Source organism: Rhodococcus sp. ENV425 (genome assembly GCF_002887785.1).
GTDB classification, from domain to species: domain Bacteria; phylum Actinomycetota; class Actinomycetes; order Mycobacteriales; family Mycobacteriaceae; genus Rhodococcus; species Rhodococcus aetherivorans.
Genome location: NZ_PCZU01000283.1, coordinates 7,656 through 19,064, shown reverse-complemented (window position 1 = coordinate 19,064; position 11,409 = coordinate 7,656). Strand labels below are relative to the sequence as shown.

At 66.7% G+C, this 11,409-nt stretch carries 11 protein-coding genes and 1 pseudogene; 3 read left to right on the top strand and 9 right to left on the bottom strand.

Annotated elements, in window-relative coordinates; translation table 11 throughout:
* Window positions 1-19: 19 nt before the first annotated feature.
* On the bottom strand, window positions 20-1,648 hold the full coding sequence (locus tag CQZ88_RS26685; protein WP_050036066.1) for an NAD(P)/FAD-dependent oxidoreductase: 1,629 nt from the start codon (window positions 1,646-1,648) through the stop codon (window positions 20-22).
* Between the two features lie 289 nt (window positions 1,649-1,937).
* On the opposite strand from CQZ88_RS26685, the gene CQZ88_RS26680 reads away from it, so the two are divergent.
* Window positions 1,938-2,246, top strand: coding sequence for an EthD family reductase (locus CQZ88_RS26680; protein ID WP_006934089.1), 309 nt, complete (start codon window positions 1,938-1,940; stop codon window positions 2,244-2,246).
* Window positions 2,247-2,316: 70 nt separating this feature from the next.
* On the opposite strand, the gene CQZ88_RS26675 is transcribed toward CQZ88_RS26680, so the two are convergent.
* From CQZ88_RS26675 to CQZ88_RS26645, 7 genes are all read right to left on the bottom strand, one after another.
* Entirely contained in the window at window positions 2,317-2,739 is a 423-nt protein-coding gene (locus CQZ88_RS26675; RefSeq protein ID WP_006934087.1) for a nuclear transport factor 2 family protein, read from the bottom strand.
* Window positions 2,740-2,771: 32 nt separating this feature from the next.
* Window positions 2,772-4,568, bottom strand: a complete 1,797-nt coding sequence (locus CQZ88_RS26670) for an NAD(P)/FAD-dependent oxidoreductase (RefSeq protein ID WP_102800548.1) — start codon at window positions 4,566-4,568, stop codon at window positions 2,772-2,774.
* Window positions 4,569-4,593: 25 nt separating this feature from the next.
* Complete coding sequence (locus CQZ88_RS26665; RefSeq protein WP_050036064.1) at window positions 4,594-5,436, bottom strand: mycofactocin-coupled SDR family oxidoreductase; 843 nt, start codon at window positions 5,434-5,436, stop codon at window positions 4,594-4,596.
* Between the two features lie 40 nt (window positions 5,437-5,476).
* Complete coding sequence (locus CQZ88_RS26660; protein ID WP_050036063.1) at window positions 5,477-6,022, bottom strand: SgcJ/EcaC family oxidoreductase; 546 nt, start codon at window positions 6,020-6,022, stop codon at window positions 5,477-5,479.
* Between the two features lie 109 nt (window positions 6,023-6,131).
* Complete coding sequence (locus CQZ88_RS26655) at window positions 6,132-7,253, bottom strand: NDMA-dependent alcohol dehydrogenase (RefSeq protein WP_006934078.1); 1,122 nt, start codon at window positions 7,251-7,253, stop codon at window positions 6,132-6,134.
* 280 nt (window positions 7,254-7,533) lie between these two features.
* Window positions 7,534-8,274: a FadR/GntR family transcriptional regulator gene (locus tag CQZ88_RS26650; protein ID WP_029546538.1), complete on the bottom strand. Its 741-nt coding sequence runs from the start codon at window positions 8,272-8,274 to the stop codon at window positions 7,534-7,536.
* A 188-nt stretch (window positions 8,275-8,462) separates the two neighbouring features.
* On the bottom strand, window positions 8,463-9,248 hold the full coding sequence (locus CQZ88_RS26645; protein ID WP_006934075.1) for an enoyl-CoA hydratase/isomerase family protein: 786 nt from the start codon (window positions 9,246-9,248) through the stop codon (window positions 8,463-8,465).
* A gap of 216 nt (window positions 9,249-9,464) precedes the next feature.
* On the opposite strand from CQZ88_RS26645, the gene CQZ88_RS26640 reads away from it, so the two are divergent.
* Entirely contained in the window at window positions 9,465-10,202 is a 738-nt protein-coding gene (locus CQZ88_RS26640; protein WP_029546537.1) for a FadR/GntR family transcriptional regulator, read from the top strand.
* Window positions 10,203-10,289: 87 nt separating this feature from the next.
* Here CQZ88_RS26640 and CQZ88_RS26635 read toward each other — a convergent pair whose 3' ends face one another.
* Window positions 10,290-10,487 carry a ferredoxin gene (locus CQZ88_RS26635; protein ID WP_003938422.1) on the bottom strand — a complete coding sequence of 66 codons (198 nt, stop codon included), beginning with the start codon at window positions 10,485-10,487 and terminating at the stop codon, window positions 10,290-10,292.
* A gap of 151 nt (window positions 10,488-10,638) precedes the next feature.
* Between CQZ88_RS26635 and CQZ88_RS31955 the strand changes: the two are divergent.
* A pseudogene (locus tag CQZ88_RS31955) lies at window positions 10,639-11,409 on the top strand (cytochrome P450); the annotation flags it as partial.

Below are 11,409 nucleotides of genomic sequence, written 5' to 3'. Positions count from 1 at the left end.
CGGCGCGAGATCCGCCGCATCAGGCCAGGACGAATCCCTTGAAGTCGGCGTCCCGGACCTCATTCCACGTCTGCTCGTAGAGCACGATTCCGCCGGCGTACGGCATGAAGATCTGCGGCTTACCGGGCACATTCGCGCCGCGGTACCACGACCCGGACTCGCCCTGCGGCCACAGGGTCATGTTCGCGATCTCCTCGACCGTCTCGACCCACGCGTTCTGCGCTTCCTCGGTGGCCTCGATCGTGGTCAGTCCGTGCTCGCGCATGTGATCCATCGTCTCGACCGTCCACTCGACGTGCTGCTCGATGGCGGTCACCATGTTCGACAGCACCGACGGGCTGCCGACGTTGGCGATGATGAACATGTTGGGGAAGCCGGCGGTGCCCAGGCCGAGGTGCGTCTTCGGGCCCTCCTGCCACGCCTTCTGCAAGGGCAGGCCGCCCCGGCCGCGAATGTCGATCTGGGTGAACGCGCCGGTGAAGGCGTCGAATCCGGTGGCGAGCACGACGGCGTCGAACTCGTACTCGGTGCCGTCGGCGAGATGCATACCGTGTGCGGTGAAGCTGTCGAGGGGCTTCTTACGCAGGTCGACCATTTCGACGTTGTCGCGATTGAAGGTCTCGTACCAGTCGGTGCCGACGACGGGCCGCTTCGCCCCCATCGGGTAGCCGAACGGCTTGAGGCTGTCCGCGACGTCCGGATCGTCGACGATCTCGTCGATCTTGGCCCGGATGAAGTCACAGACCGAGTCGTTCGCCCGCTGGTCCACCATCAAGTCCGCGAACGCGCCGAGGAAGGCGATTCCGCCGCCCTGCCAACGCTTCTCGTACTCGTTCCACCGCTCCTCGTCGCTGACGTCGAACGCGGCCTTGGGGTTGTCGTCGCGGATGCAGCCGGCGGCGGCGGTCCGGCAGGCACGGCGTCGCTCGCGGTAGTTCGCCTTGACGTTCGCGACGAACTCCGGGTCGAGCTTGTGGTTGCGGGCGGGAATGACGAAGTTGGCGGTGCGCTGCAGCACGGTCAGCTTGCCGGCCTGCTTGGCGATCTCCGGGATGGCCTGCACGCCGGAGGATCCGGTGCCGACGGCGGCGACCCGGAGACCGGTGAAGTCCACTCCCTCCTCCGGCCACTCGCTGGTGCGGTAGATCGGCCCCTGGAACTTGTCGAGGCCCGGGACGTCGACGTCCTTGGGGACCGACAGGCAGCCGACGGCCATGAGGCAGAACCGTGAAACGTACTCGTCGCCCTTGTCGGTACGGACGTGCCACTTCTGCTCGCCCTCGTCGAAACGGGCTTCGGTGACGTTGGTTTCGAGACGGATGTCGCGGCGCAGGTCGAACCGGTCGGCGACGTGCGAGAGATACGCCTGCAGCTCGGGCTGCGACGGGTAGCGCTCGCTCCACTCCCACTCCTGCTCGAGTTCCTCGTCGAATCCGAACGAGTAGTCGTGGCTGTCCACGTCGCAGCGGGCGCCGGGGTAGCGGTTCCAATGCCAGGTGCCGCCGACCTCCTCGCCCTTGTCGAGCGCGACGGCGGTGTAACCGTGCCTGCGCAGCTTCCACAACAGGTACAGGCCTGCGAAGCCGGCGCCGACGACGACGGCGTCGACCTCGATTGCGGATGTTGAGGAGTTGGGGGTTGCAGTCATCGGATGACCTCTCTGACTGGGGGATTCGGTCGGATGTGCCGATGTCACCGCCAGGCTCGCGGTTTCGGTGTGCCAGGCGGGAGCGCGGTGCGGCCGGATGGTCGTCCGCTCGCGGAAAAGTCTGTGACGGGTATCACTCTATCAATGCGAATGGATATAATCAAAGGTGTAGAGCGGATATATTTGGCGGGCGTCGTCGCGCCACCCCGTGTGCGGGGCCGTTCCACACCCCCGTGTGCGGGGCCGTTCCACACGGAAATCTCCGAATCCACCATGGAAAGAGGTCGACATGTACCGACTCGTCGCCGCGTACAACCACCCCGAGGATCCCGAGAAGTTCCTTGAGCACTACCGCAACGTGCACTCCAAGCTCGCGCTGAAGCAGCAGGGGATCCGGAACTACGAATGGGGCGTGTGCTCCACCCCCGACGGCAGCACCCCGCCGCACTTCCTGGTCGCGGTGTGCGACTGGGACAGCAAGGAAGCCATGCTCGCCGACATGGCGTCTCCGGAAGGGCAGCAGGGCGCCGCCGACCTCGAGAACTTTGCGCAGGCCGGCGTCTCGTTCGACTTCTACGAGATCACCAAGGACATCTGAGCCGAGACATGCGACAGGGTGGGGACCGCGAAGTCCCCACCCTGCCGCATGTGCCGCTGCCGTGCTCCGGTCAGGCGTCGAAACCGTCCATCTGCGGCGTGGTGAGGCCGGTGATGATCCGCTCGGCGATCTTCCAGCCGTCGGCGGTGCGGACGTAGCGGTCCTCGTTGAGCGCGATTGCCTTGATGGCGGCGCCGTTCTTCATCTCCGCTTCGGAGAAGACGTAGTTCGTACCGGTGGCGTGGTCGTCGTCCTCGAAGTCGATGACGTGGTTGGTGATGATGTGGAACTGCTTGTCCACTGCCTGTGCGTCCCGCTCGAAGAAGTCGAGGATCTGCTCGTGCCCCTCGTACCGGGTCAGGCCGACGGCGCTGGCGTCCCACGCTCCGTCGGGTGCGAAGGCGGACAGTGCCTCCTTGGGGTCGAATCGATCGAGGCCACGGGCGTAGAGATGGGTGATGCGGATGATCTCGTTGATGTCGTCGGCGCGCATGTGTCGGTCTCCGATGTACTCGAGGTGCAGGGTCAGGGAACGGACGGCAGGTCGATGCCGTCCAGGTCGGCCTTGATCTGGAGAGCAAGGTACTTGTTGTAGATACGGGCGAGGGTGAGATTGCCGCCGCTGAACCAGAATCCGTCGTGACCGGAACGTCGCCACACCGACCGGATCTCGCCCTCGTCGTCGAGACCCCAGACCGGTCCGCATTGGTCGGCGACGGCGTCGCCCAGGATGCGGCGGGCAGTGTCGAGGATGCCCCGGAACCCGGTGGCGAACACGACGGTGTCGGCGGGTACGACGGTGCCGTCCGACATGACCACTCCCTCGGGAACGAACCGTTCCACGGTCTTCCCTGCGACCAGTCCGATCGACCCGTCGGCGACGAACCGGGACGCTCCGACGTCGATGTAGTAGCCGCCGTTCCGGGTGAGGAAGAGGTCCATCGCTCCGGTCCCGCCGTCGCCCAGGTGATGACGGAATCCCCGGGCGCTCAGGGCATCGAGCAGGTCGCGATCGATGTCGGCCATGGCCGCGACGGCGGTGCGCAGGCCGTCGACGAATCCCTGGTCCCGCCGCGCGAACGACGCACCGACGAGGTCGGCGATCTCGGTGGGCGCGGTGTTCTCGCCGTAGGCGGGTTTCAGCATGACGTCGACCACGGTGGTGCCGCCGACGACGTAGGTCGGACCCCGCTGGACGAGGGTCACGTGAGCGCCGGTGTTGTACAGGTCCTGGGCGATGTCGTGGCCGCTGTTCCCGGTGCCGATGACGACGACATCACGGCCGCTCCGTCGTGGGTCCGTCGTGTACCGGCCGGAATGCAGCAGCTCGCCCGCGAATTCTCCGGTCCCGGGGATGTCCGGTACGAGCGGCTCGGTGCCGCTCAGGCCGGTGGCCAGGACCACGTGCTGCGGGCGCAGCACCCGCCGTTCGCCTCCGCGGTCGAGCAGCACCTCCCACCGCTTCGTCGCGGGATCGTACGAGGCGCTCACGAGTTCCGTGCGGGTCCACACGTTCAGTTCCAGGGCTCGGGCGTAGATGTCGAGCCAGTCGCCCATCTTGTCCTTCGGTGTGAACACCGGCCAGGTGGGTGGGAACGGCATCATCGGCAGATGGTTCGACCACACGGGGTCGTGCAGCACCAGCGAGTCGTAGCGGTTGCGCCAGTTGTCACCCACGCGCTCGTTGCGCTCGACGACGAGCGCGTGGACGTTCATCGCCCCGAGGTAGGCGGCGAGCCCGAGACCGGAATGTCCGGCGCCGATGACGAGGACCTCCGGATCCCGTTCGGTGCACTCGCTCGCGAGGAGCCGACGATCACCCCAGTGGACGGTGACGCGTTCACCGGGTTCCGGGGCGCCGTTCGGACGGCGTTCTCCCACAGCCGGTTCGGCCCCGGAGAGACTGTCGAGCGTCGTCAGGACAGCCGTCGCGCGCCAGCGGCCCGCGTCGTCCGGGGTCAGTCGCGCGACGCCACGGACGTGTCCGAACCGGATGGTGAGGCGGAAGAGCAGCTGCACGACCGGCGGGCCCTCGCCTGTCGGCAGCAGCGCCGGTGGCACGGAGGAGTCGAGCGCTTCGTCGCGGACCTCGAGATCCGCCGCGCCGGTGAGCAGCGGGCGGATCGCCGATTCGCCGTGCAGGCTGCGCAGATCGCCGGTGAAGGCGAGCAGGTCGCGCCACCACGCGTCGGTGGCGAGTGCGTCCGGGTAGTCGTCGGCGTTTCCCGATCGGAGCGCACCGGCGAAGTCCGCGAGCCAGCGTTCGGCGACCGCGTCGGGGTGGGCGGGATCGAGGCGCGGTGTGTCGAGTCGAGCAGTCATGTGGTCTCCCGTTCGTCCGGCCGGGTCAGCGGAGGGTGTAGCCGGCGTCGACCTTCAGTTCGGTGCCGGTGACGTACCGGGCCTCGTCGGAGGCCAGGTACAACACCGCGTTGGAGATGTCGATCGGCTCGATCCACGGCACGGGCAGGACGTTGGTGGTGGCGAAGACCGGTGCGGCCTGTTCCTTGGTGGGATGTTCGACGTCCGGGAGGAACAGCCGGAAGCAGGCCTCGTTGAGGATCATGTCCGTGGCGACGCCGGTGGGATGCACGGTGTTGACGCGGATGCCGTGCGGACCCAGTTCCAGTGCGAGCGTGCGCATCAGGCCGACCACGGCATGCTTGCTCGCGGTGTAGGGCGCGACGTTCGGCGTGCCCTTCAGGCCGGCGGTGGAGCTGGTGATGACGATCGACCCCCCGGTGCCCTGTTCGATCAGGTGCGGGGTGACGGCCTTGCACGTGTGCCACACGCCCTTGAGATTGATGTCGAGGACATCGTCCCAGTCGCGTTCGCTCACCAGGTGTGTCTCGTCGCCGAAGAGGAAGATGCCGGCGTTGGCGGCGACGATGTCGATCCGGCCGAGCTCGGCGATGCCCTCGTCGACCACGGCTTTGACGGCGTCGAAGTTACGGACGTCGGCCTTGCGGGCGATGATCCGGCGATCGAGTGCCTCCACGGCGCGCACCGTCTCGGCCAGGTCGTCCTCGGTGGCGCCGGGGTAGAAGCGGGTGACGCTCTCGATGTCCTCGGCCACATCGAGAGCGACGATGTCGGCGCCCTCCTCGGCGAGGCGGATCGCATGGCTGCGTCCCTGGCCGCGGGCCGCGCCCGTGATGAAAGCGACCTTACCTGCTACCCGTCCTGTCATAGCTGCTCCTTCGGGGGCCGCCGACGGGCCCGATCCGCCGTCAGCGGTAGGTGTTCCAGGTGGGAGCCGACTCCGGATAGTCGGCCTCGGTGTATCGGGTCTGGGGCCACCGAATCCGTTTGATGGTACGGAAACTCGAGCCCATCGACTCGAACGGTACCGCGTACATGAACGACACGGCGCGTCTTTCGAAAAGCCAGGTGCCGTCCCGGCGCACGTATCGGTCGCGGTACCGGAACGCGGTCATCATCAGGGTGTCGTGGACCGCGAGTTCGGCGTGGCCGGTCATGATTCCGCTTGCGTGCGAGTCGTCTTCGATCGTGACGAGGTGGATCTCGGGTGTGTGCAGCATGGTGTGGTAACGGTCCATGCTGGAGACGTAGAAGGGGCGGATCTGCTCACGGCCGCGCAGCTCGGTGCCGGCGACCTCGAAGACACCGTCCTCGGTGAACATCGACAGCACGGTATCGATGTCGTGGTCGTCGACGGCCAGGGCGTAACGTCCGGCCAGGTCCCGGATCTCGTCCTTGGCGACGAGGCGGCTCAGGGCGGCGGAATCGAGGTCCGCGAGTTTCGAGGCAGTCATCGGCTCTGTTCCTGTCGGAGGTACACGGATCGGGCCGGGACGGAGTGTGGACCCCCCTCCCGGCCCGTGCGCCGGGCGCGAACACTCCCGGGGAATCGCGTGTGCCGATCTAGTCGTCGTACATGATGACGCCGCGAATGTTCTTGCCCTCGCGGAGATCCTTGAACGCGGTGTTGATGTCCTCGAGCTTGTAGGTCTTGGTGACCAGCTCGTCGAGCTTGAACTCGCCACGGCGGTACATGTCGGCGATGAGCGGGATGTCGCGGCGCGCCGTCGTGGTGCCATACAGGGTGCCCTGCAGGCGCTTGCCCGACATCGCGAAGGTGAACAGGTCGAACGGCACGTCGCGCTGGGTGACGGGAGCGGCGGCGGTGAGCACCAGGGTGCCGCCGCGGCGGGTCATCTCCTGCGCCGGGTTGAGCAGGTGCCCGTAGGCGATGTCGACGGTGATGATGACGACGTCGGCGCCCTGCCCCTCGGTGAGCTGGTCGACGACCTCTCGGCACTGTTCGAAGTTCTCGGTGGTGTGGGTGGCACCGAAGATCTTGGCCTGGTCGCGCTTGTACTCGACGGGGTCGATCGTGACGATGTTCTTGGCGCCCTTGTGCCGGGCGCCCTGGACCGCGTTCATGCCCACACCGCCGGTGCCGATGACGACGACGGTGTCCCCGAGCTGGATGTCGGCCGCGTAGACGGACGAGCCCCAGCCGGTGGGGACGCCGCAGCCGATCAGTGCGGCCTTGTCGAGCGGGATGTCCTTGCCGATCTTGACGCACGAGTCGATGTTGACCACGACGTACGGGGAGAAGGTGCCGAGGTAGGAGAACGGGCCGACGCCCTGGCCCCGGGCGTGGACGCGGTGGGTGCCGTCGGGGGCGAAGCCGCCGAGCACGCCGGCGCCCATCTCGCACATGTTGGAACGGCCGATGGTGCACATCTTGCAGTGGCCACAGGACGGCAGGAAGGACAGGACGACGTGGTCGCCGACCTCGAAGCCGGTGACGTCGGGGCCGAGCTCCTCGATCACGCCCGCACCTTCGTGCCCGCCGATGATCGGCGCCCAGTCGAGGGGGATGTCGCCGGTGTCGACGTGGTCGTCGCTGTGGCAGATGCCGGAGGCGGCGAGCTTGACCCGCACCTCCCGGCTCTTCGGGGGATCGATCTCGATTTCCTCGACGCTCCAACCGGACCGGGTTCCCGGCTCCCACAGCAGCGCTCCGATGGTCTTCATGGCTTCTCCTCGTGACGAACGGGGGTGAAGGCGCGAGCGGCGGCCGGCGTAGGGCGCCGGCACTGGCTCGACGGTGTTGATCGCTATGCATGCATGTGATCGCTATCACCATAACCATATGCATGGATATAAGCAATAGCGGTGTCGTCGGAGTTCGCCGGACCTCGGGAACCGGGCCGCCGGTCGCGAATCGGCCCGGAAACCCGGCGGGCCCGCGCCGAGACGATGCTCGGTGCGGGCCCGCGGGGTCCGTGTCGCCGGACGGCGGCGACAGTGGTGTTCAGCCGCCGAGCGCCTGGTTCCAGGGCAGGACCTGGCTCAGGAGTTCGGGGAACTTGCGCTCGGCGTACCGGACGTATTCGTTGATGTGGTCGCGCATCCGGTCCTCGGACAGGTCCGCGTCGTGCGAATGCAGCGCCTCGTAGATCTGGATGTGCGCCTTGAGGGTCGTCTCCCGCAGCGGGGCGGGGTGGTCGACGCCCATCACCGTGCCGCCGGTGATCCGTAGCAGCGCGTCCGTCAGGTAGCCGAAGAGCGCGTTGCCGGTGGACCAGGCGATGACGTCGTGGAACTGCTTGTTCGTCTCGAGGAACGTGTCGATGTCCGCCGTGTCGAACGACTGCTGCATGCGGTCGACGGACTGCTTGAGCTCGAGCAGGTTCTCGTCGCTGATCCGCTCGGCGGCCAGGCGGCAGATGACGGGCTCGAGGGCGGTGCGGGCCTCCACGATCGTGCTGAGCGAGGCGTTCTGGAGCTGCATCAGCAGGATGATGGTGCTCGCCAGATGGGACGCGTCCGGATCGAGGAGGACGGGACCGCCCTTGGGCCCCGGCTTGAGGGCGATCATCCCCTGGAACTCCAGCAGCCGCAGTCCCTCACGGAGGGTGCCGCGGCCGATCTGGTACTCCTCGAGCATCGCCTTCTCCGGGGGCAGCAGGTCCCCGGGCTGCAGACCTTTTCGCGCCGTATCCCGGACGATCTGCTGGGCGACCACCAGCGATGTCTTCGGGCCTCTCGACATTGCAGCCACGGAACCTCCTTAGCCTCGTGGCCTCCTGACTTCCGGGAAGCGGAGGCTGTCACGGCGCAGCGGGTGCTCGCCGTGTCGGCGGATCGGGCGGGCAACTTCCCCGGACGATCCGAATTGTGCACTGTACTCATTGTGCACGCGATTGTGCACATTGATGTGCACCATTATCGAACGTGTGCCTATTCGGCGGGCGGGAACTGCGGCTTACGCTTTTCCAGGAAGGCCTGCGCACCCTCGATCATGTCGGCGCTGCCGATCGCCTGGACGAGCATGCCGAGCCCGTTGCTGAACGAGTCCCGGGCGGAGTTCCACCAGATGTTCGAGCTGACCTTGGTGATCTCGAGGTAGCGCGGGCTCAGGGCCTCGAACTCGCGGCACAGCGAGCGGACGGATTCCTCGAGAAGCTCGTCGTCGACCACCTCGTTCACCAGTCCCATCTCGTAGGCGCGCTCCGCCGGGTAGCGCCGGCACAGCAGCGACAGTTCCTTGGCGCGCTTCTCGCCGATCTGGACTCCCATCACGTTCGTGGCGCCGCTGACCGGAGAGCTGCCGACGCGGGGACCCGTCTGACCGAATGTCGCCGAGCGGGCAGCGACGGCGAGATCGCAGGCCACCACCAGTTCGTTGCCGCCACCTGCCGCGGCACCGTTGACGGCCGCGACGACCGGGCGGGGGCAGGTGCGGATCGCGTCGAAGAGTTCGAGCGATGAACGGTAGAGACCCCGCAATTCCTTGACGGTGGGCTGGCTGAGCTGGCCGAGCGAGCCGCCGGCGCAGAAGCTTCCCCCCGATCCGGTGATGACCACCGAGCGGTACTCGGTGGCCTCGTGGAGCGCGTCGACCATGACAGCGCACATCTCGGCGTCGAAGGCGTTGCGGCGCTCGGGCCGGTTGAGCCGGATCCACAGGCTGGAGTCGACGGATTCGAGAACGACGCTCGTGGTGGTGGAGGTGGGGCTGCTCATGGGAACTCCTTCGGTCGAGGTTCACGGTTCGGCTCGGCGGGGTACGAGAGAGGCGGGGTATGGGAGGGGCGGGAGTGTCTCTTCGCCGGTAAGGAGCCAAGACACGAACTGTACGTTATAATCGTTAGCATTATTTTGGCCCGTCGGGAAGTGGGGGAGTGTCCGATCCGGACAGGGTTCCCGAACCGGCAGGTGCTCTCGGGAGGAGAAGGCGCGATGATCACAGGACGGGCGCCGAAAGCTGCCATGGTGGTGGCGCAGCACATCATCAGGGACGCGACCAGGCAGAACCTGGCGGCGGGCGATCTGCTGCCGTCGGAGCGGGTCATGCTCGAGAAGTACGAGATCGGCCGCGGCACGCTGCGGGAAGCCCTGCGGCTGTTGGAGTTTCAGGGGGTGATCGCCCTCAAGCCCGGCCCCCGGGGCGGGCCGGTGATACTGGATCCCGATGCGTCCCACCTCGCGAGTTCGCTCATCCTTCTCATGCAGCTCAAGGACGCGCCGTTCAGTGTCATCATCGAGGCGCGCACCGCCCTCGAGCCGATGATCAGCCGCCTGGCTGCCCAGCGCATCAGCGGGGAGACACTGGTCGAGCTCAAGGAGACCATCGACCGGATGCACGGCTCGCTCGGCGATCAGCACGAGTTCCTCGAGGCGAACAAGAACTTCCACGATCTGATCGCCTGGTCCTCGGGTAATCCGCTGTTCGGGTACATGGTCGATTCGCTGCTCGGAATCATGGACGGCACTGCGATCGGGATCGACTACCCACCGCACCGGCGCGAGGCGATCATCGTCGCGCACACCCAGATCTACGAGTCGCTCTCGCAGGGGGACCCGATCGGATCCGAGGAACGCATGCGCGACCACATCAACGCCTACCGGAGGTACGCGCAGCGCAAGTACCCCGACCTGCTCGAACAGGTCATCCAGTGGGACCGCGCCCTGGGCTGAGGCGCACGGCCGCACACGGAGGAAGGGGCCCCGGGTCGAACCCGGGGCCCCTTCCTCCGTCGTGTGCCGGCCGCTCGGAAGGCGTCGTCACTCGGTGACGACGGAGATCGCACGCTCGGGGCAGGACGCGGCGGCCTCGCGTGCGGCGTGCTCGTTGGCCGGGTCGTCGCCCCCGGGCAGGACGTACGCGTGGCCGTCCTCCTCGCGCAGTGCGAAGACCTGCGGGGAGGTCATGAAGCACAGCCCGTGGCCCTGGCAGTGGTTCTCGTCGACAACAACCTTCATCGGTCGCTCCTTCCGTCATCCGGATATCGAGGATGCCAGCTCGTTGAACATTTGATTTGATAGCCGGGCTGGCGGTGTGATCTACACTACTATATCATCTGTTATAACCATTAGCAGGAGATGCCCGATCCGACGCAGGAGGGTCCACGCGATGGACAGCCGCAATCGTTGCCCCGTCATCAACTTCGACCACAATTCGCAGGAGCACTCTGCCGATCCGGTCGCCTCGTACCGCAAGGTCCGCCAGAACGAGCGAGTCGCCTGGACGGAGGCGCACGGCGGGTACTGGGTGCTCAGCGACTACGACTCGGTCTTCGAGGCCGCCCGTGACGACGAGACGTTCTCGTCCGCGCGCAACGAATATGGGGGAGAGGGCCTTTCGGTCGTCATCCCGAAGACGCCGATGCACTTCCACATCCCCATCGAGCTCGATCCCCCGGAGTTCCGCAAGTACCGCAAGATCGTCAACCCGATCACCGCGCCCGCGGCCGTCGAGCGGATGAAGGCGCTCGTCGACCGCCACACCGCCGGGTTCATCGACAGCGTGATCGAGGACGGGCAGTGTGACCTCACCTCGGTCATCTCGGTTCCCTCCATCGTGACGGTGGACTGGCTCGGTCTCGACCTCGCCGACTGGAAGCGCTATTCCCACGCGCACCACCAGGCGCTCGCCGGCATTCCGGGAAGTGACGACTACCGCCACGCGATGGAGGTCGACTTCCCGTACCTGGGCGACCGCATGCGCGAGACCATCCGGGCCCGTCGCGAGAACCCCACCGACGACATCATCAGCTACCTCGTGCAGCAGGAGGTCGACGGTCGTCCGCTCAACGACTTCGAGATGTACTCGATCGTCGATCTGCTGCTCGCCGGCGGTGTCGGTACCACCGCGTCCCTGGTGAGCCAGGCGCTGGTGTGGCTC

Bases quoted from the DNA above. Each gene is read 5' to 3' on its own strand.
- CQZ88_RS26645 (WP_006934075.1), bottom strand. From the start codon at position 9,248: ATGAGCAGCCCCACCTCCACCACCACGAGCGTCGTTCTCGAATCCGTC.
- CQZ88_RS26655 (WP_006934078.1), bottom strand. From the start codon at position 7,253: ATGAAGACCATCGGAGCGCTGCTGTGGGAGCCGGGAACCCGGTCCGGT.
- CQZ88_RS26675 (WP_006934087.1), bottom strand. From the start codon at position 2,739: ATGCGCGCCGACGACATCAACGAGATCATCCGCATCACCCATCTCTAC.
- CQZ88_RS26640 (WP_029546537.1), top strand. From the start codon at position 9,465: ATGATCACAGGACGGGCGCCGAAAGCTGCCATGGTGGTGGCGCAGCAC.
- CQZ88_RS26670 (WP_102800548.1), bottom strand. From the start codon at position 4,568: ATGACTGCTCGACTCGACACACCGCGCCTCGATCCCGCCCACCCCGAC.
- CQZ88_RS26680 (WP_006934089.1), top strand. From the start codon at position 1,938: ATGTACCGACTCGTCGCCGCGTACAACCACCCCGAGGATCCCGAGAAG.
- CQZ88_RS26635 (WP_003938422.1), bottom strand. From the start codon at position 10,487: ATGAAGGTTGTTGTCGACGAGAACCACTGCCAGGGCCACGGGCTGTGC.
- CQZ88_RS26650 (WP_029546538.1), bottom strand. From the start codon at position 8,274: ATGTCGAGAGGCCCGAAGACATCGCTGGTGGTCGCCCAGCAGATCGTC.
- CQZ88_RS26660 (WP_050036063.1), bottom strand. From the start codon at position 6,022: ATGACTGCCTCGAAACTCGCGGACCTCGATTCCGCCGCCCTGAGCCGC.
- CQZ88_RS26665 (WP_050036064.1), bottom strand. From the start codon at position 5,436: ATGACAGGACGGGTAGCAGGTAAGGTCGCTTTCATCACGGGCGCGGCC.
- CQZ88_RS26685 (WP_050036066.1), bottom strand. From the start codon at position 1,648: ATGACTGCAACCCCCAACTCCTCAACATCCGCAATCGAGGTCGACGCC.